This window comes from Sphingopyxis sp. FD7 (assembly GCF_003609835.1).
In the GTDB taxonomy this organism is placed as follows: Bacteria; Pseudomonadota; Alphaproteobacteria; order Sphingomonadales; family Sphingomonadaceae; genus Sphingopyxis.
Genome location: NZ_AP017899.1, coordinates 136,035 through 157,595, shown reverse-complemented (window position 1 = coordinate 157,595; position 21,561 = coordinate 136,035). Strand labels below are relative to the sequence as shown.

The 21,561-nt window shown below is 59.7% G+C and carries 18 protein-coding genes; 5 read left to right on the top strand and 13 right to left on the bottom strand.

Going from position 1 to position 21,561, the window contains the following annotated elements:
* Positions 1–44: 44 nt before the first annotated feature.
* The 4 genes from SPYCA_RS18605 to SPYCA_RS18590 all read right to left on the bottom strand — a co-directional run bounded on the left by SPYCA_RS18605 (position 45) and on the right by SPYCA_RS18590 (position 6,401).
* Positions 45–2,711, bottom strand: a complete 2,667-nt coding sequence (locus SPYCA_RS18605) for a DEAD/DEAH box helicase (protein ID WP_120222531.1) — start codon at positions 2,709–2,711, stop codon at positions 45–47.
* A gap of 1 nt (position 2,712) precedes the next feature.
* Positions 2,713–4,446: a site-specific DNA-methyltransferase gene (locus SPYCA_RS18600; RefSeq protein WP_066110801.1), complete on the bottom strand. Its 1,734-nt coding sequence runs from the start codon at positions 4,444–4,446 to the stop codon at positions 2,713–2,715.
* Between the two features lie 84 nt (positions 4,447–4,530).
* Complete coding sequence (locus SPYCA_RS18595) at positions 4,531–5,046, bottom strand: hypothetical protein (protein ID WP_146215429.1); 516 nt, start codon at positions 5,044–5,046, stop codon at positions 4,531–4,533.
* Entirely contained in the window at positions 5,043–6,401 is a 1,359-nt protein-coding gene (locus SPYCA_RS18590) for a helix-turn-helix domain-containing protein (RefSeq protein ID WP_120222530.1), read from the bottom strand. The genes SPYCA_RS18595 and SPYCA_RS18590 overlap by 4 nt, the downstream gene beginning before the upstream one ends.
* 34 nt (positions 6,402–6,435) lie before the next feature.
* On the opposite strand from SPYCA_RS18590, the gene SPYCA_RS18585 reads away from it, so the two are divergent.
* The gene (locus SPYCA_RS18585) at positions 6,436–6,660 is read left to right on the top strand and encodes a DUF2188 domain-containing protein (protein WP_066209159.1); all 225 of its coding nucleotides are present in this window, start codon (positions 6,436–6,438) and stop codon (positions 6,658–6,660) included.
* Between the two features lie 173 nt (positions 6,661–6,833).
* Positions 6,834–7,025 carry an Abi family protein gene (locus tag SPYCA_RS19650; protein WP_269462460.1) on the top strand — a complete coding sequence of 64 codons (192 nt, stop codon included), beginning with the start codon at positions 6,834–6,836 and terminating at the stop codon, positions 7,023–7,025.
* A gap of 299 nt (positions 7,026–7,324) precedes the next feature.
* Here the strand turns inward: SPYCA_RS19650 and SPYCA_RS19360 are convergent, their stop codons facing one another.
* The 6 genes from SPYCA_RS19360 to SPYCA_RS18555 all read right to left on the bottom strand — a co-directional run bounded on the left by SPYCA_RS19360 (position 7,325) and on the right by SPYCA_RS18555 (position 13,970).
* The gene (locus SPYCA_RS19360; protein ID WP_156440737.1) at positions 7,325–7,474 is read right to left on the bottom strand and encodes a hypothetical protein; all 150 of its coding nucleotides are present in this window, start codon (positions 7,472–7,474) and stop codon (positions 7,325–7,327) included.
* Positions 7,475–7,529: 55 nt separating this feature from the next.
* Positions 7,530–7,739 (bottom strand): hypothetical protein, encoded by a 210-nt coding sequence (locus SPYCA_RS18575; protein WP_066274977.1) that lies wholly within the window; start codon positions 7,737–7,739, stop codon positions 7,530–7,532.
* Entirely contained in the window at positions 7,729–8,160 is a 432-nt protein-coding gene (locus SPYCA_RS18570; RefSeq protein WP_146625189.1) for a hypothetical protein, read from the bottom strand. The genes SPYCA_RS18575 and SPYCA_RS18570 overlap by 11 nt, the downstream gene beginning before the upstream one ends.
* 10 nt (positions 8,161–8,170) lie before the next feature.
* Positions 8,171–11,194, bottom strand: coding sequence for a MobF family relaxase (gene mobF / locus SPYCA_RS18565; RefSeq protein ID WP_120222528.1), 3,024 nt, complete (start codon positions 11,192–11,194; stop codon positions 8,171–8,173).
* 93 nt (positions 11,195–11,287) lie between these two features.
* Entirely contained in the window at positions 11,288–13,684 is a 2,397-nt protein-coding gene (locus SPYCA_RS18560) for a type IV secretion system DNA-binding domain-containing protein (RefSeq protein ID WP_120222527.1), read from the bottom strand.
* Positions 13,677–13,970, bottom strand: coding sequence for a ribbon-helix-helix domain-containing protein (locus SPYCA_RS18555; RefSeq protein WP_082751039.1), 294 nt, complete (start codon positions 13,968–13,970; stop codon positions 13,677–13,679). The genes SPYCA_RS18560 and SPYCA_RS18555 overlap by 8 nt, the downstream gene beginning before the upstream one ends.
* 549 nt (positions 13,971–14,519) lie before the next feature.
* Here SPYCA_RS18555 and SPYCA_RS18550 point away from each other — a divergent pair.
* Positions 14,520–14,744 carry a hypothetical protein gene (locus SPYCA_RS18550; protein ID WP_066214234.1) on the top strand — a complete coding sequence of 75 codons (225 nt, stop codon included), beginning with the start codon at positions 14,520–14,522 and terminating at the stop codon, positions 14,742–14,744.
* Between the two features lie 47 nt (positions 14,745–14,791).
* On the opposite strand, the gene SPYCA_RS18545 is transcribed toward SPYCA_RS18550, so the two are convergent.
* The 3 genes from SPYCA_RS18545 to SPYCA_RS18535 form a co-directional block, all read right to left on the bottom strand.
* Complete coding sequence (locus SPYCA_RS18545; protein ID WP_231732291.1) at positions 14,792–15,043, bottom strand: hypothetical protein; 252 nt, start codon at positions 15,041–15,043, stop codon at positions 14,792–14,794.
* A 430-nt stretch (positions 15,044–15,473) separates the two neighbouring features.
* Positions 15,474–16,040: a hypothetical protein gene (locus SPYCA_RS18540; RefSeq protein ID WP_058818295.1), complete on the bottom strand. Its 567-nt coding sequence runs from the start codon at positions 16,038–16,040 to the stop codon at positions 15,474–15,476.
* A gap of 339 nt (positions 16,041–16,379) precedes the next feature.
* Entirely contained in the window at positions 16,380–17,372 is a 993-nt protein-coding gene (locus tag SPYCA_RS18535; protein WP_058803389.1) for a DUF2493 domain-containing protein, read from the bottom strand.
* A 711-nt stretch (positions 17,373–18,083) separates the two neighbouring features.
* On the opposite strand from SPYCA_RS18535, the gene SPYCA_RS18530 reads away from it, so the two are divergent.
* Entirely contained in the window at positions 18,084–18,569 is a 486-nt protein-coding gene (locus SPYCA_RS18530) for a hypothetical protein (protein WP_120222526.1), read from the top strand.
* Positions 18,570–18,750: 181 nt separating this feature from the next.
* Complete coding sequence (locus tag SPYCA_RS18525) at positions 18,751–21,309, top strand: S9 family peptidase (protein ID WP_120222525.1); 2,559 nt, start codon at positions 18,751–18,753, stop codon at positions 21,307–21,309.
* The last annotated feature ends 252 nt before the right edge of the window (positions 21,310–21,561 follow it).

Below are 21,561 nucleotides of genomic sequence, written 5' to 3'. Positions count from 1 at the left end.
CTGTCGGGCCGCTGAACCGTTCAACGCAGCAGCCCCCTGCCGGGTCAAACGCCAGCGATCACACGATCGATCAGCGCATAGTCTCGGTTGGTTGGCATGCAGAAAAGGCAATGCCCATTGGAGGCCTCTGCCCAAACATTGCCGATATGGCGTTTGATCTCTTCGCCATCGTAAAGATGGCCGCCCTTATACTCCACCGCGAGGATGCGCCCGTCGGTCAGCATGGCTACGAAGTCGGGATAGAACTTGTCGTGTGGAAGCTGGAGCCAAAAGGACGAACGTTTGCGATCGACGTTTCTGATCCAGTAGCGGACCTTCTCGTGGCGATCGAGATAGACCGCGCAATCGAACTCCTCGCCAGTGGTACCAAGGTCGCCGACAAGGCTGGTGTAGTGCTTGTTAAACTTCGTACCGCCTGCGTAGGGCTGGTTCGGCGCGTATGTCTGCTCATCGAAGATGATGGAGAGGTCAGCGCTCGCGCTGAAGTCCTGAGCATTTGACGCGAAGAGCGCGTTATACTGCCCCTGCTCGCGCTGGCCGCGCAACTCGGTAATCAGCCCTGCAAGAGCTTTGCGTAGGTCATACTTGTTGCGGGCAAGAACCTGAATGTCAGTGCCAGCGGCAACCAGCGCCTCGATGGCGCGGGTGATGAACACCACAGCACTCGGCTTCGTGATGTCGGGATGCACGATGCCCATATCGATCCAGTTCGCCAGGCGCGCCAGATTCCACGTTGGCTCTTGAATGATGCCAGCAAGATCGCCTTGTACCCTGCGGGCAAAGGCGATCTCGACCTTGCCCCTGTCGCTCACGTCGATTTCGCCTGTTTGGCTATTGTCAGCGATGCGGAACCGCGTTGCGATCGGCGATGGGTCGCACTGGTCGAGCCGCCACGGCAGGTCAAGGAAATGCTCCTGCGAGAAGAGTTGAAGCTCACCCTGCTTGCGGAACCCAAGCATAGGGACCACGAATGGCGATTTGTCCTCCTCTTCGGCAGCTGAAGTCTGATAGTTGTTGGTCTTAGCGTACAGGCGGTCGATCGTTTTTGACACGTTCGGCACCGCTGCGAAAGCGAGGTGCAGCAGGTTGCGGCTGTCGCGCGTCATCGGGCCTGTATAGGCCAGAGTACGGCTTTGCGCGTCGAACGAGACCCGTGATTTGACCGACGGCGGCAGGCGGTCGATTGCCGCCACAATGACCTCTGGCGCGGTCGTCTGCTCGGGCAAAGGGTCTGAAGTGTAGGGCGTGCTGGCGTTGATTTCAGAAAGCGCTAGCGGTTGCTGCGCGGTGACGATCTGCGCGGCCTCGATCGCATTGAAGCCCGCACCCTCGACCAATCCGTCGCGAAGCTGTTGCGCGGTGCTGTCGAAACTGCGCGAAACGATGAACGCATAGGACTGGTTGAGGGCATCGCGAAGCTTGCGCCGCGCCCCTGGCATCCGCAGTACGCGCCCCAGAATCTGCTCAACCGCAACTGGCGACACCTGCTCGGCAACTGAACAAAGGATATAGGCGAAGGGACAGTCCCAGCCTTCCTTCAGCTTCGATACGGTAATGATGTATCGCACCTGGCAATCAGCGCTGCGGATATTGCTGATGGCATCAAGGTCTTTGCGCGGCCCCGTGTGCACAGCGATGTGCTCCTTGGGGATGCGGTGATCCTCCAGCAAATGCTGTTCGATCTTTTCCCAGGTCAGCCTGTGCGGGTCGCTGGCGGATGCGCTCTGCGCCTGAAAGAGGATGATCGGGCGGATATAATCTTCTGTTTCAAGAGCTTCGGCCTTGGCCGCTTCCTCCAGCGCTTTCTGGCAGTCGAGCGCGGCACCGACTGTCTTGACCCAATCCGCGTCTGTGGTGAGGCGGATGGGCATTTTGATCATCTGCTCCGCCTTCAGCTCAGCGGCAGAAACGGAATACAGGATATTGGAGGCGTGCTTGTCACGGGCAGGATCGTGCTCGACCTGCGGCGTGGCAGTTAGCTCTAGAATGAGCGACGGATTGAAGCGCGCCAGCGTCCTGAAGGACAGTTCGGTGCGGGCATTGTGCGCCTCGTCCACGATCACCATGGGACGGTGCAGCTTGAGGAGGTTGGACAGCGAATAGACGGGTCGGCTGCCGCCCTCGATACGGTCGAGCCCTGCCATCTGCTGATCGCTGAGGTTTTCAAAGTGGTCCATCAGGACGCCTGCGTCCTCATATACCTTCAGCCCGTCGGGGTTTTCCTTGCCGCTATCGTCTTCGCGGCGGAATGATTGGATCGTCGAGACAATCACTACGGCGCCGCCCGTGGCATCGGCGCGCGGCATAGCCAGCGCCTCGGCCTTGGTCATCACGGTGAAATTTCGATTGAACACCGCCGTAAGGGCCGCCCGATAGGGATGGGCCTCATCTTTCAGAGCGGCAATGGTCTGCTCAAGGATCGGGGTCGAAGGCACCAGCCACAACACCATCGGGTTGGTGGTCTGGAGATATTCTCTGGAGGCAACGCCAACCGCGTGGGCAGCGACGAGCGTTTTTCCGCCACCGGTAGGAATCCGCAGGCAGAGGTACGGCGTCCCTTCGGCAACGGCAGGTGCGTTGCGATAGGGAAAATTCGTGGCTTTATAGAAGGCAAGGTTCGCACCCATTGCCGTGGTGTCGCGAAGGAATCCGCCAAATGCCTTGAGGGCCTGGTCCTGATATTCCTTTAGCTCGAAATTGACGGCGGCCATCTTACACCCCCGCAATCTGATACGGGATCTGTTTGAACACGACGCGCTCGGCCTTGAGCCGATCTGCGGAAACTGTCGTGCCCTCGGCATAGACGACACGGGTGCCGTCGAATCCTTCGGGAGGTGGTGGCAGCGCCGCCAATGCGGTGGGCGTCAGGACATTTCCAAGCGCTTCGCGCGGCATGCCCTCTTCCCCCTGGGCGAAGAGCAAATACACGACGCGATCACCATGTTTGCCGAGGTAGGAGTCACCCACTTGGGCTTTGGCCGGGATCGGTGCGCCAGTTTCAGCGAAGAACACATGCGCAGCAAGGTCGGGAAACGAAACCTCGTCGTCGATGTCACCGAATTCGTTGAAGAGCGGCACACCGAGGCTACAATAACGGAAGCCGCCACCAAGCGGCTCGATCTGACGGAACGGCTTCACCTGCTCGCTATAACCTGAGATTGCCAGCGAGAGGCGCTTCGCGGTTTTCTGGGGAGCGGTTGTCTCATCCATCTCGATCAAAATGAAGCGGCGGTTTGCCTGTCCCATCGCGTTCATCTTGAAAACAGCATGGCCCGTTGAGCCAGAGCCCGCGAAGCTATCCAAGATCAAGTCTCCATCGTCGGTCAACACGCTGAACAGGTCGACCAACACGTCCACGTCTTTTGGAAACTGGAAGGCTCCTGCACCTAGCAGGCCTTCAACCTGGAGGGTTGCAGCGCGCCCATCCTTATAGAAGACGCTTTGCAGCGGCTCCTTATCTATCTCGAAAAGGTAGCTCTTGCGGCAGGGAATGGTCGCATGCGTCTTGCCAAAATGAATACGGGGCGGCGTTTCAGCGAGGGCTGCTTTGGTTGTGTCTTCTTCCCACCGCCATCCCGTCGATGGGATTTTGCAAGGCTTTTCCGTCACAGGATGGGGAATGTCATAACGCGGTCGGCTTTCCCGCCCGTCGTCTGGTCCCGCAAAGTCCGCCGCAAAGTAAAGCCCCCGCTCATCCGACCAATTGTAGTGTTTATGAGCCTTGCGAGGATCGTCCTTGGCGAGTGATCGATACCACTTCATCATCTCGGCGCGAATGGCATCATGGTCGGGGTATAAAGCCTCGCGAATTGACTGGTAGTGACCTAGAACGTCGTCGGCGCCAGCTTTGCGCCGCCGCCATTTGACCTCGCGTGCGGTGAGTAGCGCTTTATTGCGCGCATAGATCACGATGTATTCGTGGACGGTGGGCAGCAGCTTCGCGTCGCCCTTTTTACCCTTTTGCCATACCATGGTGCCCACGCGATTCTGCCTGCCGAAAATCTCGTCCATTAGCATCAGCAGCGAACTAATTTCGTTCTCGTCGATTGAGACCGCGATTGCGCCGTCTTGCTTGAGGAATTGCTTCAGCAGTTGCAGGCGCGGATACATCATGCACAGCCACTTATCGTGGCGGGAAAGGTCGTCAGCCTCCTTCCCTACAACAGCGCCAAGCCATGCCTTGATCTCGGGCGAGGCCACATTGTCGTTATAGACCCAGCCCTCGTTGCCCGTGTTGTAAGGGGGATCAATGTAGATGCATTTCACCTGGCCGGCGTAATAGGGTGTCAGGGCCTTTAAGGCTTCTAGGTTATCACCATGGACCAGCAGATTTCCAGCGTCGGGATCGCCCGCCGACAATGCGCCGTCGCAGTGAACAAGCCTGTACGGCACTTCCTTGTGATGGTGCTCTACTGCCTCTTTCCCAATCCAATTCAACGACGGCATTGTTGCCCCTTCTGATCCGCCAGCTGGTATGGCGGGCATTAATTCATTACAAATGCACGATTTATGAGTGCCAAGAACGAGAGGCTACATCATCTCGGCGAAACTGGCGACTGGAATGCGAAAGCGATGATTGGCAGCCCAATCGTCTTTGATCGCGTCGGCCTCCGCGAGGGTCAGCATGGCCAGCTCTATCATGCGTACCATGAGGTCGGCGGTGCGTACGATCACCAATCCTTCGGCGATCCGCTGTGCCTCGCTGATGGCACGTCTGTCATCGATCGCCACCCCCGCTCCTGTCACCATGGCATGCGCAATCGTGGCGCTTTCACCAACACCCAGACGTGTCGTGCCCGTCAGCCGTCCGAAAATGCTGAGCGCAGCTTCGTCTGTGACGGTGCAGTCCTCAACGTGGCCAGCGGCTACGGCTGCTTGATAACGCTCCACCTGCTCCGGATAGAAGTCTGTCAGCTCGCCTGCGGCATGGTCGGTCACAATGAAGCGGCAAGGCAATGCGCCTAGCAGTTCCATCCGATCAATGCGGAGGAAATTGACCAAAACGGAGGTGTCCGTCACGAGGATGGCGTCAGGAATGACCATCACGCAGAGCGGGCCACCTCAGCCAGGTCGAAGAGTTGGCGGCCTTCGATTTCGAGGGCCTTGCTCAGGTCGAGCAACCGCCCACGGGAGATTTCCCCACGGCGGTAGGCTTCGATGGCAAGATGCGCGATACGACTACGGAGCTCGCGGGTGCCCCGCTGCGGCGTGTCCGTGCCCTCCAAATCATCAAGTAGCTCAAGCGCCCTGAGATAGTCGCGCCCTGCATCTTGCATGGCCGACGTAAGTAGCTCCAAGCTTTCCGCTTGGCTGATGCGACGAAGGCTTTTCAGGCGGTAGGTAGCAGCTTCGTAGCTCACGCCGAAGCGATGGGCGATATAGGCCACGTCTTGAAAGCCAATAGTCTGGGAGTTGGGTGCGGGCCGCGCCTGCCCCTCGATGCTACCGCCCGTCGCTGCATCAAAGACAAGCACGTCACCACGGGAAGGCTGCCCCTTACCGAGCTGGCGCAATTCATCGTCGATGCCTTCTGCTGGGAGGAGGAAAGCAGAAGCGAAGGCGTTCGCGCGCTGCTCCACCCGTTCTACGCGATTGTCGGTCGTAGTGACATTGGCCACACGATCGCGGTCAAACAGCGCATGCGCATATTCATGCGCGTAGGAGAACCGGCGCCGCGCACGCGGATGCTGCGCATTGACGAGAATAGCCATGCCGATGCTCGGATGATGCAGGAACAGGCCAGACATCGTGCCCGGCAGATTGGCACCTGAGGCCCAAATGCCTTGATCCACCATAAGCTCAGCCAAATCTGGCAACGGGGAGCTGCCCAGCCCTAGACGGCGGCGCTCTTGATCGGCGACCTTATGCCCTTGCCGCACCGCCTCCCAAACCGAATTTGGTGCGGGTTCCTGATAAACCGGCGGCACTGGGCGTTCTTCGCGTCCGAGAATCTTCTCCAAATTCACGCCCTCCCGGCAAAGCGAGACGCAGCGATCCACCTGGAAGCGGATGGCATCATCTTCTTGGAGACCCGGCGCAAGTCGATGCAGTGCGACAAGCACGTCATCGTCATGCTGCTGCACGTCGGCTAAGAACCACGAGATGGAACGGCGATAAAGCTCGGCCAGCTTGCTCAGCTCCAGGGTAGAGACAAGCCTGTTGCCCGCTTCGATCTGAGTGATGGCGGTACGAGGAATGCCGACATGATCCGCCGCAGCTTGCTGGCTAACGCTCGCAAGCTCTCGCGCTTCCCGCAGCCTGCGGGCTAGTTCTGGGTTGGACATGTCGATCTCCTCACTGCCGGGGGAAGGCAGTCTCTCCGGGGGGTTTCTTACCTGCAATATACTCAATCGAACAAAAATGTCAATTTCTTCCTTGAATGTTCGATTGGCCAATTCCATATCACTCCTGCCAAACCGAAAGGGGGTGATTAGAATGGCAGGCAAAAACCAGCATGTGGTCCGTCGCGGTAACGACTGGGCAGTCCTGGGGGCGGGAAACAGCCGTGATACGGCGCATTTCGGCACGCAGCGCGAAGCGATCGCGCGTGCGACTGAGATAGCTCGCAACCAGAGCAGCGAAGTCCTCATCCATGGCAGGAACAATCTGATCCGTGAGCGTAACAGCTACGGTAACGATCCCTTCCCGCCGCGGGGGTGAGAGGGAAGCCTTGCGGCTTCCCTCAGCCGGTAGCTGACGCACGATGCGAAACGGACTTCAGCTGACGGTGTCTGAGACGCTGCCCGTGCTAGTCACTCGGGCAGCGTCTTTTGTATATGGGCAAGGCATCGCTGAAAGCCAGCCATTTTCATTCACCCTAACAGAGGCCCCAGCTGCCGCCGGTTTGGATGGTGGCTGAAATGATGCCGTTTGGTCAGCTCTCACGCTGGTACTCGAGCCTTGCGGACTGTTCGCTACGCAATCGGATTGCTGTGCCTCTCGGGCTCACCGAAACGGTGCTGGTGCCTTTCGTCCGACACCTTGTCGACGTTCGGAACATCTGCGCTCACCACGGTCGGCTCTGAAACCGGAGCTTCTTGTTCTGTCCGCGACTACCCAGCAAACCAAGAGATCTGCAGCTTTCGCTGGACCACTCGGTCGGTGAACGCCCACCGGCGAAGCTTTACAACACCATCAGCACGATCAATCAGGTGATGCGGAATGTGGCGCCGGATTCCCGTTGGGCTTGGGAAACTAAAGCACACATTCTCTCGCATCCGACGGGTGATCTGGCGGCGATGGGCTTTCCCGAAGACTGGCAGTCAAAGCCCGTGTGGCGATGATCGGTTTTCTATTCGTGGTAAGCCATTGGTTGTGATTTCGATCAGTCAACGGCTACCTCTTCCAGATTGTCGACGAGATTGATCTGATAGTCCCGTGCTGTTCTCGCAGACGCGCCCTGCTCGCAATGTTGATCGCCAGGATCATCGTCGCTGCGGAAATCCGGGCTTTGGTCGTTCCAGGTCTTGAGCATGTCCTTTCCTTTCGAGGCAGATTTCCATTGGATCGTTCAGTGCTGGGGGATGGGTTCACCGCCAGAAACCGTCGCGCCTTTGGCCGTGCTGGTTGTCGTAGTTTTCGCGGGTGTCGTAGGCGCTCTTGCGGATACCCACTTCGACGCGCTGCCCCCCGACGTTGCGGATGTGGAGATCGCGCAGATCTACCTTGTTGCGCTGCGCCCAGTCCTTCGCCTCGCGCTCACTCCCGAAGGTCCCTGCGTCTTCGTAGTCAAATGCCATGTCTGTTCTCCTTCCTGATGATGATTTTGACGGCCCGTTTCAGGGGCTTTGCGCGACCCTTGTGCAACGGGAGAAAGGCATCGGCGCGCTGTTCCCTGAGAAGAGCCGCCCGCTGCGCCACCAGCCTCACAAAGGCGGCTGCGATCGTGCACACCAGAACTGCGACAAGGATCATCAGACCTATCGCCACCAACTCGGCGGCCATTTTCTGGTTATCGAAGGCGGCTCGCAGATCAGCGCATCCCTGAACCCCGTGCGTATTGAGATCGCAGATCACAAAGCTGTCCCCGCCAGCGGCACGCGCAATCTCCGAGAGTCCTGCCTCGTTCACCAGATTGGTCAGGGTCAGCTGCTGCGTAAGGTGAATCTCGAAAGTGTCCGACGGCGGTTTGCCCGCTGTGGCATGGCCCATCTGTGTCACGATCTTCCTCCTATCGGCTGCGTTCGATGTTGCGTTCGGGAACGTCCAATTGCGGCGTTGCCCGAAGGCTCGCCGGATCGATCCGCGAGGCATTTGCTTGCCTGTCCTCGGGTGCCCTCAAATGATCGGGAATTGTGGGCCGGAATTCGCCAGCCTCGCGGCCGCTGCGCTTGGCCTCGACCTGCTTTTCGCCAAGGGTTTCGAGCGCGCTGGTCTTGTCGCCCGGGTTGCGGTCGATCTGCGCCAGGAGCCGATCGCGGTCGTTGGTGACGATTGTGATGTCATCACGCACCCGGGTCATCATGACGAGCGCCAGACGCTGGTTCGACAAGTGCCGGGCTGATGAGTGCATCTCACCGATCGCCATGTCGCGGGTGTCGCCCTGCGCCTGATGCATGTTGATCGCATAGGCCAGCCCCATGCGCTCGAGCATGCGGTCATTCTGCTTGAGTTCTACGGTCTCGCCTGCCTTGTTCTCGAGCGTGACGATCCCATCCCTGATCCCGAGGATCCTCGCCTCCTCTGACTTCATCAGCCCCCTGGCATCATCCTTTTCGGTCCAGCGGATCTTGTCGCCTTCATAGATTGTCTCCTTGTGCTTTTCGGAGAGCCTCAAGGCATCACGCTTGTCCGAAGGATCGATCGCCGCCGGATCGAATTTGATCAGCTTGCCGCTTTCATCGCGCAGCATGACCCGGCCCTTCGCGTCGATGCCTTCGACATCGTATCGGCCCCGAACAAGCCCTCCGGGTGCGTTCTGGCGCGTCACTTCGAGCAGCTGGCCATTGCTGTAGGTCGAGGCGTAGCGCAGCTCCTCGCGCGTCGCATGGGCCGGGAGGAGCGTGTTCAGCCTCAGCCCTTCCCCCTGGATCGCCCCTTCTGCCTTCAGGCCCTGCTGGACCATCCGGTTGAGTTCGCCGCGCGCCGCTCGTCCTGACGAGTAAATCGCGGTTCGCTCGCGATCGTCGGGCGAAAGCTCGAGCCACTTCTGCGCGGTGACCTTGAGGTGGTCTGCGCCTGCTTCCACGACGCGCGCGCCAAGCGAGGCAAAGCTTTCCCTGAACATGCCAGCGCGCACCAGGCCCGCCGCTTCTTTCATGTGCTCGGTGCGCTGCCGCAGACTTGTGTCTATGCGAGCCATTGCGGGGTTGTCGGACTGGATCAGCGAAAAGCTCTTGCCCGCCTCGATCGGCTGTAACTGGGCGCGGTCTCCAATCATGACCAGCTTTTCAACACCAAGCCGGTTGGCAATCGTAAGCAGGTCATTCATCGGCTTGTTCGCAACCAGCGACGCCTCGTCCAACACCAGCACTTTGCCGCGCAAGGCTTCGCGCGATGCCTCGAACTTCGGACCCGAGCCCGCAAGCGCGGGCCGCAGATGCTCATTCACAAAGGATGAGACGGTTCTTGCTGCGATTTCCTGCCTGACGACCTCTCCGTCTCGCCCGCGGATCTCCGTCCCGGTCCGAAGATCGCTGACCATCTTGTTGGCAAAGGCGAGGCCGAGCACCTCCCTTCCCTCCTGGTGCGCCACGCTCGCAATTGCCGATATGATCGTCGTCTTTCCGGCACCTGCGATACCCTGGATCACGACCGTGCGGTCCTTGCTGGCGAGCGCCAATGTTCCGGCGGCTATCTGCTCGGCGTTGAGGTCATGCGTGCCCGCGACTTGCCGCAAGCGCCCGGGGGCCTCGGCCGCTTCGACAATGGCCTGGCCTGCACCTTTTCCCGCGGCGACATTGGCCAGCGTTGCCCGCTCGATCTCGACATGTTCAGGTGTGGTGTATTTCTCGGGCCTGCCATCGAGCCTGTCGCTCTTGCCCTCCAGCACCCTCCCGTCGGCCACCAAGACGCCGATCCGTGCTTCCACCCCGTCAGCAGTCACGCCCTTTACGCCGAGGTCGAGCGCGGTCTTGATCAGGTCGCCTCGGGTCCAGGAGGTTTCACGTTCGCCGATGATCCTGATCGCAGAAGCGGTTGCCATCTCAGTGCGCAGCTGCGTGGGCGTCAGGGTGATCCGTTGCAGGCCATTTGTTATCAGTGTGTCCGCTGGCCGAGTGTAGAGCTTCACGCTGTCGCGGAGCCCGCTCAAAGTCTCCTGCACCCGCTGAGGCGATCCCAAAGGGCTCTCGCGCGCCTCGGAGCAGCGCTCCCGCGCCTGTTCGACCAGCGCCTTGGCATCGAACCCCAGCCCGGCAGCGCGCTTGGCCCATTCCTGCCGAAGCGCCTGTTTGTCGTCCGGATTGAGCTTGGGATCGCGGGTGCGCTTGGTGATTTCACGCAAGGCTTCTGTGTCGTTTGCGCTCTTCCCGAGTTTCTCGGCCGTTGCCAGAATGGTCAGGCGACGCTGGCTGAAGGCTTCGATCACATCGCGCGCCACGCCCTTGATCTCGAACTGGCCGTGCTTGCCCGTGATCTGGGTTTCGTAGCCAAGCTTCTCGAGGTTCGTCCGCAGCGCGGCGTTGTAGATGGAGCCAAGGACTGTGTTGTTCTTCCAGATCTCACCGTTCCACAGCGCCTTCCAGTTGCCATCCTTGTCCTGCGTCATCGCGGCGATGACAGCATGGGTATGGTTCTGCGGGTCGAGCGCCCGGCTCGTGTCGTGCTGGAACAAGGCATAGAGGAGCTTGCCTGTGACCACGCCCTCGCCGTTGGCATTGCGCGAACGGTCGCGGGCCTGCGCATAGTGTTTCTCGAGATAGGCCATGGTCGCCTTGACCGCGGCCAGCTGTGCATCAAGGATCCGCTTGTCGCCGCCCAACTGCGCCAGCAGGCTGGCTGACTTCGGCATGGAGAATGTGAGGTCTATTCCCGAGCGGCGGTTTGCGTTGCCATTTACGACGGTGTCATCGGGCAGTTTGCCATCGAGGACTTTTTCGAAGTCGTCCTTGGCAACGGGACCAGCAAGCCCGAGCTCGGCGCCCTTCCCGCCCCATTCGCTGAGCTCCGCAGGGCCATCGCCGACATAGTAGTCGTCCTTGGCGAAGTAGTTTGCCGCGCCGCCGGCTGACGCAACTGATGCGACCGACAGCATCTCAGGCTACCCTTGCCTGTTCGCGCCGGAGCATCGGCCCGGCACATTGCGCGCAAGATTGGGGGCACACAGGGCGGGTCAGTCCTGCCGCGCTCATCGCCCAAGCTCCTGATCATCGTCGATGGAAGGGTCCTGACGGCTCTGCCTTTCGTTGCCGATGCCGCGCATGTTCTCTTTGGAAAGCTCGCTCTCCTGCGCGTCTGCCCTACTGTTCTGCGCTCGCCCCTTTGGCCCTTCGATCTTCGTCTGCGCGCTGCGCTCTTCGCTGTCGCGCATGGCAAGGTTCTGCCGCTCGCGCTGGTCCTTCTTACCAGGGCGGGTATAGCCATAGAGCTCCCCTCGCGCTGGCTTTCGCTCGAAGTCTGCCCGCTCCTCTTCATCCTCAATTTTGCGTGTTACCTCCTCCTCGGTCAGCTCGCGCTCAGGGTTCAATGGCCCTTCGATCGCCTCCCTCAGTTGCTGCGCCGCCCGCTCAGCCTCACTCAGCGCTACCTCTTCGCGATCCTTCCGCTCCTTAGGCGCGATGTCAGGCTGTGCGCCTTCCCTATCCCCACCCCCCAATTCCGCGCCATCCCCGGACGGTGGTGTGTATTCGGCCGCGCGCATGTCGGTGACGCGCTCAAAGCCCTTTGCGCGGGGTTCGTAATCTTTCCACGTCAGCCTGATCCGGGCAGCGGGGAATCCGTCCGGGAATTTCACGAACCCGTGCATGCTGGGCAGGTCGCTGATGTCGACCGGCATGACGAGTTCTTCGACGTTGGTACGGGGCGTGATCGTCGAGGCGTCGCGGTTGTCGTTATAGCCGTAGGAATAGGCTTCATCCATGATCCGGACCTGGCGGTTACCGATGAACTCGGAGCATCGCCGCGACGTCTCGGGATCGGCCGTCTTGAGAATCAGCTTGGTGCCCGCCAGCGAGGCCAGATTAGTAGCCCCGTTCTCGCCATAGGTTTCTTCAAGCTTGTCGAAGGAATGCATGCCAAGCACGAAGGCGCCGCCAAACGCGCGCGCGGTCTGAAGGCCATGGTCGATCGCCGGGAGACGATGCAGCGCATGGACCTCATCGATGAGAAACCAGGTGCGCAGATCGCGGCTCCGTCCCATGTGGAACAGCGCATTGACGGCGAGATCCATCCAGAGGGTCAAGAGCGGGCGATTGAGGACCAGGTCCGGGTGCGTAGAGGTAATGAAAAGGATCGATCCTTCCTTGACCTCGGTGGTCATCCAATTCTTGATCGAGAAGCCGGTTTCGTCCGGAGGAGGTTCGGGCAGGAAGCGGAAAACATTCGCATTGGCGATGAAGGTCGTACGGATCGACTCTGCCATTTTGGCAGCGGCGGGCGACATCATCGGCCCTGCGATCGTGCCTTCAAGTTGAGCATGGATCGTCTTCAGATCCGACTGCATCAGGAAGTAGGAAAGCGCGCCATTTGAGCGCACGCCCATCTTGATCATCTTGACGCACATCTCGACGAACAGGGTGCGCGCCGATTTCTGCCAAAAGTCATCTTCCGCGCTGTGGCCGCTGGGAACCAGCGCCGTCGCAGCGCTCATGAATTCGGCGTAGTTGTCGCAGTCGTTGAAGATCGACCATGGCACGCAGCGCCGGTCCATCGGATTGAGGATGATGTCCGTTTCGGCATCATAGAAACTTTCGACGAAAGTGCCGGTCAGATCGAAAATGACGCAGCGATGCCCGCGCTCGCGCGCCTGCGTGACGATCTTCTTCAGCTCGGTCGTCTTGCCGGCCCCGGTCGTCCCGATGAACATCGCATGGCTTTGCTCAAGGCGCCATGGAACCGGCATCCCTGCCAGGCGATAAGGCGCATGCAGACCCGCTCGGACACGGTCCTTCAATGGCTCTGCCAGGATCTTGTCGGGGTCTACTGCTGGCCTGCGCTTGCGGCACTCGCTGACATGCGCATTCCAGTTGTGACTGGTGATGGCTTTCGCCAGTTCACCGTGTGTTACAAGGACAGCACCGCGCTCATGCCGCTCGGTCAGAATGTCTGTGCCGCGCCGTTTCGAAAAGTCGACGAACCAGACGGTCAAAGGTACGCAGATAAAGGCAGCACCAAGACCCGCAGAAATGCTGACCTGCACGGCCTTGGCCCAAGCCCTTTCCACGGCAGGATGATAGGGCACCATGGACATGGTGCCTTGCACCATTTGACCCGACGGAAGCGTCAGGTTTACAGGCTTGTTCGGATTGAGCTGCACCCATCCCCAGGCCGCGGCGTAGAGCTTCATCAGCACGAGCTGAACCTCGTGGTTCCTGAAGGTCAAACTGACGAGGACGCACAGCAGTAGAACGGCGGTTCCGACCCAGACATAGAGGGGCATCCTGATGCCCGCCCAAGTCATCAGGATTTCATGGTGGAACAGCTGCGATCCGCGCGTGAAATTGCCTGCGTTCCGCTTCACTTTTCCGCGCGCGGAAGCGTGGGTGAGAGTGGCAGCTTTTTTGCTGAACCGGATGTCTTCAGCCATGATGCTCTCGCACGTTGGAGAGCGCCTGAGCGATCAGGTGTTCGGCATCAGCCGGATATTGCTCCTGAACGATGAGCGAGAGCGCGAGCTGGGTATGCTCGAGGATTGTGACAGCCCGCTCGGCATTGAGCGATAGTCCCGCCTTCAGGAGGGGAATGCCCACTTCAAGGGCAATGCGGATGGCTTCTGACCGCGAGACACCGCGGCTTGTCGCAAGTTGATCGACGATGCCGATCATCCTTGGGCTGAGCGTTACACCGACGCTCTGGAACTGTTTCTTTTCCACTACCACACCTTTTCAGGCGTGGTTCGTCTATCGCAGGTTCGAGTATATAGCGCTGCATCGCGCTTGCCAAGAGTCTCGACGATGCAGCCCGGTGCAGCGCTATGATATTGGTTTTTCGATGTTTTATGGACGCCGTGAGCATCCTGCAGCCGACAGCACCGCCCGAATTCTGAGCAAGATTTCAGCTAACCAATTGTGAAATATGCAGAACTTCGCTGCATCAGCCTACCGCGCAGCGGTGTACGGTGTGCAAAAATCAGGAACTTGTGCCCTGTGCTAGGTCCAGTGCCGTAGGGGGATCACTGGCCCTGTTGGTTTTCCGGGGGAGTGTGGTCGCGAGCCTGACTTGCGAACTGACCAAAGACGTTTGGCCTGCCTTTGTGAACCGCTGGTTCAGGTCATTGGCACCACGTTCGATCAAGGTCGTCGTCCAAGTATCGCCTATATCGAGACGAAGTGGCGCGAGAGCAGCAAGCAAAAAAATGCCTCGAACAGACCCTGCGATTGGTGCATCTTCACATGGTCTTTCAAGGCTAGGAGAAATGCGCAATGGTGTCGAAACTTGAACGCGAACGGTCTGCCCTGGCAGCAGCGGAAAAGGACCTGGAAGAGCGCAGGCAGAAGCTTGCAGAGCTTGAGCGTGAGGAAGCAGAACGAGAGCTGAATCGGCTGATCAAGAAGGTCGGTCAGGATACGGCGATTGCCCTTCTGGAACTGGCCGTCAAAGTGAAGCCAAAGGTGGCGATTTCTGCCCTGGAGAAGCTTGGCGGGTGAGGTCTGGTTTTTGTCGAGTTGGGCGGCGATGACACCGCCCTGTGTCCTCAGAATTCATCGGCCATCTTGCCGGTCGCGGTGTAGACGATCTGGTCGATCAGGTGCATCGGCAGCTCGCCATAGTCTCCTTCCTCTATGAGGATGTACCCGTCCCGGGTCTCGACGACATGGACGTCGAAGAATGTGTGGTACGAGCGCCGCTCAGCTTCGAGCGTTTTTTCATCAAGGGCGATGATGTTGGGGTTGATCTGACGAAGCACTGAAACGTCGTCTTCGTAGCTTTCCGTTGTGTAGCACATGACCTTGCCTCCTGGCGCTTGGCGGCTCGTCCGCCATGCCATGAAACAGCGCCCCGTCAGTGTGCTGGTCACCGGAGCGAAGCGGAGGCTTGACCGCTAATTTTTCGATGGTGCGGAAGCCGGCGCAGCACGGCTTCTCGGTCGGGAAATTAGTGGTTGACCAGTATGCTGGCGGGGTGCTCATGGCGATGGTGGTGGACGTGCCTGCGGCGGGAGGCATGCGTTCCCAGCGACTTCGCGAAAGCTATGTCCTGGCTCGTGGCTGTTCGGCATTGGCGTAACCCCAGCGGTATGAAAAAAGGGCACCGCGGCAGCGCGCCGGGCACCCTTTTCCACCCCGATCCTGCAGGAGGCAATTTGCAGATCGAGCGTTAAACATGGCGACGAGTTCAGTCGGTTCGTGGCTGCTCGTGAACTGCTGTCCGGATAGTCATGAGGTCCATTCGAGCAGCGGATGTTGCTCTCCACAATCGGTGGCGGCGATGAACGCGAGGCTTTCGAAGAGCGGAGTGATTCCTGCCTTGGCGAAAGCCGCATAAGTCCGGTGATCCTCGAGCGCTGTCCCAAGCTTTTGCAGGGACAGTTGGCCAGATTCTTGGCGGTGGTAGCCAAGCGAGGTGAGCACCTTTGCAGCAAGGTCGCTGCTCATTGTGATGTCGCCTACCAGTGCAATGTGCTCACTCACCCGCATCGTGATCGGTGCGTCGTATTGGTGGTGCTCGATCCGCAGCATTCGTCCAAGAAACTGTGCTTCCTCGACGATCGCGATCATTTCCGGGCGATGGTCGAAACAGGATGCGAACTCGGCGATCGCAAGCGCGTTGGCATTGATCTCGAAGTTCAGGGGCGCGGCCAGGAATTCGCCTGGGTCTGCATCGATCGTGCTGTTGGCGGTGTGCAGTCTGCGCATCAGTGCTGCGAGCTCTGGCGGGCATATCTGAGCCGGTTTCGAATTGAGCCTTGTCTCGATATCCTTGACGCGGAATGTGACGAGCATCTTTGCCTCCTGTCGCTGCTCGTCTCCTCCATCCCCCTCTTCTTTCTCACTACCTGAGCTGGTGGCAGAATGCCGCCAGGTGGTTCTGGTTCACCCCAAGGATGGCTGGTCGACCCATTGTCCGGGTGTGGCAGTTAGTGCGGCAGCGATGCCCGCAAGATGCAAAGCATCGAGCATGGGCAAGGCGCGCCGAGCCAAGGCACAAGCGCGCCTGATAAACTCAGGGGATCGCGATGCTCGCGTCAGCGGGCGAAGGGGGTTCGATGCCCCCAGAGCCCGCCCCTTGCGCAAAAGAAGAGCGGAAGGCCCCGGGATAAGCCGGAGCCTTCCGAAGAGCGCTCACGCAAAGTTGCGCGACCGAACCTGCGCCTGATCACTGATCCGGCGGATGTGCAGCGGCACGCCTGCCTGACGGAGGCGCTGTGCAAGGTTGGACTGGATGCCCGACCCTTCACCGATGATCGCTTCAACAGGGTTCAGCTTAACGATGCTCTCGTTGCGCAGGAACGGAGCCCGGTTGCCGTGGCGCTGATCGGGGACGAACAGGATCGTGTTGACCCCGTTCTGCTGCGCCCATGCACCGGCCATGGCGTCGACGCCCTTGCGCATGCCGGTCGTGCCCAGGACCATGTTCGGGATCCGCGACTTGATGTCGTCGAGGATAGCCCAGATCATCGCAAAATCGTGCCAATCCTTCTGGCCACCTGACACGATCACCAGCGGGCCATCGGGCTGGAATTGTGCCCTGCGATCCTTGGCGCGTGCGGCGAGGAAATCGCGTGCCTGCACCTGGCTTGCGGTAACCCCGTTCTTGCTGACTTGCGATCCCCGTGCGGCCGTGAAGGGGCGACCGGTTTCGACCCGGTAGACGTCCGCTGCATGATCGCGCATCGCCTCGAGCGCTTCGCGGCATCCTTGCAGTGTCTGGCAGAGCTGTTGTGTTTCCTCGAGCTCGACAGCGTAAATCTCCGAAGGGTCGAAGTGGCGGGCCATTTCGCCCAGCTTCTTTGCAGCATCGTCCTCGCGACCTTCAGCCAGGCGTGCGGTCATGTGGAAGGAGTTGACCATGCCCCAGGCGAGTTGCTGCGCAAATTCCTCCATGCGCGTGTCCTTGAGGACATCGAAGATCGTTCCGATTGCCATCTCCACGGCGCGGCGCGCCATGTCGGGATCCGGCATCTCTGCGGCGATTGGAGCCTCGATGATGTTGAGCTTTGCCAGATCGCTGTGTTCAAGAAACGCTCCGTCATAGGATTCCGTGATCCCTTCACGAGCATCGGCGAGATTGATCCGTGCCTGAGCCAGATCTGCGAACGAATTGAAAAAAGTCATAAAAGCCTCCGATTTTTGAAATCGTCCCCACATTGGGAACAGCCAAAAACCCATCGGGCCGGACGAACCGTGTCAGGGACGGCGAGCTCGTCTCGCCGCCGCCATGGCGGGCGTGGGGGAACCGATTTTCTGCCAAGCGTGGCGCGAGCGCAGCGAGACAGCCGCGATTGCTGAAAATTGGGGGGACCGCGATCCTTGACCAAGGGGCGGCCGCCGATAGGTTTCGGCAGGTGTTCCTGTGTGTGTGGAAGAGACGTTCCCGCCCTCGAGCAGGTGAGACGAAGGCAGGGCCGGTCAGGCGCTTCAGCGCCACACCGGGCCGCCCCTTCGGCCCTGCGAAGGGGTTACAGCGGGAACTCCCCCCATCTTGAGAGACCGTTTGGCGGGGCTGGTCGCAAGACGACGGACTGTCAGGGATGATGCCGCAAAGCGGGCATCACCGCCACGCGGGCGGTGAAGGCAAGCGCAGCGACAGCCTGAGCCGATCCTTGACCGGACGGAGGATACCGAATGACCCGCCTGCTCGCAGCAGCACGCATTACGGTCGGAAAGCTCCGAGCGCGAACGCCTTCCTGGCAAGGAAAGGCGCGTTCGCGGGTAAGGGGCGCTGCCCTGCCCGCATGGGCGGCGGCGCCGGGTTCCGGTAGAGCAGGTTCAGCGCTTAGCGAATGAGCCCATTGTCGGACCCCGCATTGGCGCTATGTTCGAGTGATGGCCGTCTGGCAGTTCGTCATCAACCTGATCCCTGCCTCTGCGGCGCGTATCGCAGGGGTCAACGCTGCACGGATGAGCCGCGCCCAGCTCGACGAGGTTGTTCTAGCCCTCCCCTTCGCAGAGGCGGATGTTCTGTTCGCAAAACTCGACATGTTGCTGCCCGAGAAACCGCGATCGTACACCGGTCTCCGGGTGTGGGGTGACGAACCTGCGGACGACATCCAGGTGAGCTTCGATGAGAAATACATCGAAGAAATCCAGGTCCGCTTCGATGTGGCGGATATCTCTCTGCCATTGATCGGCGGGGTCTGTAACGTCGCGCGGCATTTCGACTGCGTCTTTGCAACCCCGGAGGGCGCGATCATTCAGCCAAGCAGGGAAGCTGTCATCAGGACAGTTCTACAATCAGACGCAGCGCATTTTGTGCAAGACCCGCAGGGTTTCATCGAAAAGGCGGTCCGTCTGGATCGGGAGGACCGATAGGGCCCTTTGGGAGTGCCCGGTCACATTCCGTGAAGAGCATGACCCGTAGTTGAAGCGGACAGGCAGCTTCGTTCTCTTCGCCGCGGAAAGCGGAAATTCGCAAAACGACCCCGTAGCCGACATCCAGCCTTCCGGCTAAGTTCCTTAAAGAATCAGCAAAAATTCCGTTTGGAGGGACGCCATGTCGGAAATTCATTCACGATGCATTTCCGTAATTGGACTGTTCTGCCTTGTTTCGTTGATGTTTGGAACCGTCGCCTCTGCCCGACCGCTGACCATCGATGATGTCCTCGCCACCACAACCGTTGATCGGGCCGACGTCTCTCCCAATGCCGATGAGATTGCCATTTCGGTGCCGCGTCCCGCTGATCCGGGCGAGGTTTACGGGCGCAATGCCCATGAGATCGATCCATCGCGGAACGACATCTGGCTGGTAAGACGAGATGGCTCACAGCTCCGTCAGCTGACAGGTGGAAAAGAGGCGGCTGCTGGCTTTTGGTGTCCCTACTGGAGCCCCGACGGGCAGCGGCTTGCCATGCTTTCGACCGCCCCTGAACGAGCCGAACCGCGTGGCGGCGACAATGCACGGATCTATGTCTGGGAGCGCGATTCCGACAATCTGAGGCGGGTCAATGATCGGGCTGTGATGACCCAGGTGCGTTACGGCTCGCCGCTCAACGAGCTTGACCTGCGTCCCGCTGGCGCGCGCGGTCCCAATTCATGCCGCGACAACGACGAGAATGCCCCGTTCCTCTGGCTCGATGCAGATCGTCTTCTGGTCGTGTTGATGCCGCCCGGCGAGCGTTCTGCGATGGTAGATCGCTTTGCCAAGTTTCATCGTGAGGCAGCGCAAGCGGGTGCAGATATCCGAGCGGGCGAACTGCCCACCGTATCGCGCTCAAGCAGCGCGATCGCCGGTGCCGACTTGGGGGAAGGTGCTTACACGGCAGAGCTCGTAATCTTCGATCTGGCCAAAGGAACTACCACCAGTCTCGGCACGGTTCCCGCCTTTCCTATGTCCGGAGCTCTGACCCTCGTTTTGTCCCCTAATTCCCGACGCGCCGCAATCCTCGCCCCCATCCGGGCCATCGCGCCGAAGCACCGTAGGCCTGACATGCCCAATGTGCAGGCATGGGCGGTCGAGAACGAATTGTTCATGCTAGACTTTGGCGAGCAACCTTCTTTGCAACGTGTCGCTATTCCGCCAGCCTCACGCTATCCGCTCGACATCATCGGGTGGTCTCCGCAAGCCGAATACGTTGCTTTGAGAGCGCGCTCTGATCCGGGCGAGACATCGGCGCGCCTATGGTCGCTCAACACGAAGAGCGGTGAGATGACAGCGCTAGCCCCCGATAAGCAATTGGGGGGCCGGTCGCCGGCTCACCAGCGCGAGGCTGATTATGCTATCTGGTTCGACCGACGCCATCTGCTGATCAAGGGTAACCAGGCCAAGGATGATTGGCAGGTGGTAGATGCGCAATGCGGCCAGGCAACCCCTATCCAGAGCAAGGTCGAAGGGCTGTTCGATCTTCATCTATTCAGGGATCGGCTCCTCGCAGGCCGAAGCAAGGAGGGGCCAGTTCGCTATGATCCAGGCTCGTTCCGTTTTGTACCATGGGAATCCGGCACAAAGACAGGTTGCGTTGGAGATGACCGACTTGTCGCAGAGAGACAGGCCGGAGAGGCCAGATACAGCCTTTGGACAGGCTCCGGCCCAGGAGCAACGACCATCACTCTATCCAGCTCAAGCCGCCTGCTCGGGCATGACTGCACTGGCATGGTATGGGTGGAGAACGGGTTCGAGGGTAGCGCGATCCACTTCACCGGATGGAATGATCCTGCCGCTCCGCGCCTACTAATGAAGGGCAACGAGCACCTTGCGCAGATCGATTGGGGCGAGCGGCGTATGATCGACTACGCGCATACCGATGGGAGCCCTCTCCAAATGGCGGTTCTGCTCCCCCCTGATTTCGATACTTCCGTGCGCTATCCGACACTGCTTTGGGTCTATGGCGGCTACCAACCGTCAGGAGTGGGCGACTACTTCCTCGATCCGCACATGCCGGGGTTCTACAACCTCCAGCTTTACGCAAGCCGCGGTTATGTCGTAGCGATCCCCTCCATACCCATTCCGCGTGGGGATAAGCCAAGCGAGCCCTTTGCTGCCATTCCCGGCGGTGTTCTGCCGGCGCTCGACAAGCTCGTGGAGCTGGGCATCACTGACGAAAATCGGATTGGTGTCTTCGGCCAGAGCTTCGGGGGCTACACCGTCAGTGCACTGGTTGCGCAGACAGACCGGTTTGCGGCAGCCGTGAGCATCGCAGGGGCAAGCGAGCTCGCCACCACCCACGCCGCCTTCGACCCGGCCGCACGTGGCTGGCCGGGAGTCGATCAGGACATGGCTGCCAATGTGCCCATTTACGAAGCCGGGCTCGGCTTCAAAGTGGACCCGGCCTCAGACCCCGAGCTTTACCACCGCAATTCGCCTCTGACTTATGTTGACAGGATCGAGACACCGCTCCTGATAATTCACGGCGAACTCGATACGCGAGCTCCGCTGGCGCAGCCGGAAGCCCTGTATTCTCTGCTTCGCCGCAAAGGTCGTCCTGTCAGACTGCTCCGATATTGGGGAGAGAGCCACTCGCTTGCGAACTCGCCTGCAAATATCCGAGATATCTCAGACGAACTGATCAACTGGTTTGATCGATATCTGAAGCGGGGAGATGAGCGCGGTCGTTGACCGTGGAGGAACAGGGCGCGGACTTAGCCACCTTGTCACGCGAAAAGCGGTCATTCGCGTTTCCACCCATCACCGGCCATGATCGAGGCGGATGCGCGATCCTGATACCTGCCAGGCTACTTCAGCGGATTTCTCGCTGAAAGCCGGACTTCCCAAAGCGACCCCATTTCGGACGCCTCAAATGGCTAGGGTGACATACAAAACTTTTCAAAAGTGAAGGCTGTTAAACTGCTAGATCAAAACCAGGGCGGC